Consider the following 2,111-nt stretch of genomic DNA (forward strand, 5'->3'; position numbering starts at 1 on the left):
AAGGAACTTTCTTGGCACACTCATTTTACTCCTCCGGTCAGCAGATTGTAATTATCCTTGTTCAACATCAACAAAACTTCAAAAAGTTTTCGGTTCGTTTCAGCATCGTTTCGTTTTTTTAGATACGATTCCGCAAGCAATTCTCTGAATCTTAAAAGCTCTCTTAAAAGATTCCTGCTCGTCGGAACGGACAGGGTTAAATCAATCAGTTCAAACGCTCGTTCATAACAGTTTCTAACCTCTTCAGAATCGTTTTTGATAATCCAGTTTTTTGCCCTGTTTAATTCGTTGGCAATCATCAGCAATTGTTTATTTAAGGGAAACTGCGCCCATTTTTCAACTGTTAATGTTTTATGATATTTAAGAATCATAGTCAATCAGTTTGTCTACGATATTTCTGATTTTTTCCCGTATTTCCGGATTTTCAATTTCCATAGAGCGATTATCCATAGATGGACGAATATTTATGAGTGCCGTGTATTGTATAAAATCATTTTTATCTTTATAAGGATATAAATTTATTCCCCACAGGTTTTCTTGTAAAGAACCGTTTTCCAAAAGTAGCGCTTCCAAATCAGCGTGAAGTTCCGCATCCACTGCGATTATCCCTTTTTCAATATCAACAACCATTTTGGTAACTGTTTTGAAATAATTTAAAAAATTTTTTGCAAGTTCGCTTTTACTAATTTTGTTGTCTATAATTTCCATTTGATTTATTATACTTAAAATCCAAAAAATTGCAATAAAAAAATCCTGATATTATAACAACAGGACTTTTAGCGATTTTTCTGTCTATTTTATTTTTTCTGTGGACAATTGCTTTTTTTCATTGTCATTACAAGGTGTAGCCGTAGCAATCTGTCCATCGTTTGTCATTGCGAGACATAGCCGAAGCAATCTCAACTGTCGTACGCTGTTTATCATTCCCGAATGGTTTTTTTTGGACGCTGATTCTCGCAGAAATGTCTGGATACTTAAAATCCTGATAATCTGCGCAAATCTGCGTCCTGATATGTCATTCCCGAATGCCTCAATCGGGAATCCATTTTTCGTGTTGCTCGTAAGTGAACCATTTCAACTCCGTCCCCTAAAGTCGTCCCCTAAAGTCTTTTTGTTATAATTTTTTCGGAGGTGAAGTTATGAGTAAAGTAATCAATGCAATTTTTGAAAACGGCGTTTTTAGACCACTGAGTAAAATTGCTTTTCCAGAACATCAAAAAGTAAAACTTGTTATTGAAGAAGATGAAATCCAGACAAAATCTATAGCAGTTGTCGCTGAAAAAAGCAAAAGTTTTTATTTTCTTAAAAATCAGCAAGAAGATATCTACACAATCAGAGACGGAGAACCCATCTAAAATGCCAATCTCAAAAGGTGATATTGTATTAGTCCCATTCCCGTTTACCAATTTATTATCGGCAAAAGTAAGACCATCCCTGGTTATTTCCGTTAATAATGATATTGATGTAACTGTAATGTTTATCTCATCAATTGTGCCCGAACACATACCGGAACAAGAATTATTACTGGAACAAACTCATCCTGATTTTTTATTTACAGGTTTAAAGAAAACATCTGTATTCAAAACCGGCAAAATTCTAACACTTGAAAGAACAAAAATTCTAAGACGATTGGGCAAGGTTTCGCCATCTCTTCAAAAAGAAATAGACCTAAAATTAAAACTCGCATTTGGTTTGGAATAACCTTGCTATCACACCCCAAAAATTCTTAAAGAAAATACAAACCACAGATTAACACAGATTTTCACAGATAACAGTGTTGATGTCATTGTAAGCCCGAGATGTTGCTGTAGTTGCAGACCCTTGGTCTGCTTCCTTTGTCATTCCCGAATGCCTTAATCGGGAATCCATTTTTCGTGTTGCTCGTAAGTGAACCATTTCAACTCCGTCCCCTAAAGTCTTCTGAAATTGTGCATCTTCGTCAGTTAAGTTAATTTTCTTTTTGCCTGATTCTTTGATTTTTTGGCGTGCTTGTTTTAATTGTTCTACAATCTGTTTCATTTTCTTAATACGTTGTTCTTTATCTTGTATATTTTCAGGAAGTTCTGTACCGCGTTTGTCAAAACCATATTTTTTGTCTTCTTCGTCATCTA

The 2,111-nt window shown here is 34.8% G+C and carries 6 protein-coding genes; 2 read left to right on the forward strand and 4 right to left on the reverse strand.

The window, feature by feature from the left end:
• Positions 1-20: 20 nt before the first annotated feature.
• The 3 genes from AB1349_13895 to AB1349_13905 form a co-directional block, all read right to left on the reverse strand.
• A complete protein-coding gene (locus AB1349_13895) occupies positions 21-371 on the reverse strand; it encodes a hypothetical protein (GenBank protein ID MEW6558418.1) in 351 nt (116 codons plus the stop codon).
• Entirely contained in the window at positions 361-708 is a 348-nt protein-coding gene (locus AB1349_13900) for a DUF5674 family protein (GenBank protein ID MEW6558419.1), read from the reverse strand. The genes AB1349_13895 and AB1349_13900 overlap by 11 nt, the downstream gene beginning before the upstream one ends.
• Positions 709-792: 84 nt before the next feature.
• The gene (locus tag AB1349_13905; protein ID MEW6558420.1) at positions 793-924 is read right to left on the reverse strand and encodes a hypothetical protein; all 132 of its coding nucleotides are present in this window, start codon (positions 922-924) and stop codon (positions 793-795) included.
• Between the two features lie 215 nt (positions 925-1,139).
• Here AB1349_13905 and AB1349_13910 point away from each other — a divergent pair, with 215 nt between their 5' ends.
• Positions 1,140-1,355 (forward strand): antitoxin family protein, encoded by a 216-nt coding sequence (locus AB1349_13910; protein ID MEW6558421.1) that lies wholly within the window; start codon positions 1,140-1,142, stop codon positions 1,353-1,355.
• Between the two features lies 1 nt (position 1,356).
• Positions 1,357-1,701, forward strand: a complete 345-nt coding sequence (locus AB1349_13915; GenBank protein ID MEW6558422.1) for a type II toxin-antitoxin system PemK/MazF family toxin — start codon at positions 1,357-1,359, stop codon at positions 1,699-1,701.
• A 48-nt stretch (positions 1,702-1,749) separates the two neighbouring features.
• Here the strand turns inward: AB1349_13915 and AB1349_13920 are convergent.
• Positions 1,750-2,111 (reverse strand): hypothetical protein (locus AB1349_13920; protein MEW6558423.1); only part of this gene is annotated, 362 nt, incomplete at its 5' end.

Source organism: Elusimicrobiota bacterium (assembly GCA_040757695.1).
Lineage (GTDB): Bacteria > Elusimicrobiota > UBA8919 > UBA8919 > UBA8919 > JBFLWK01.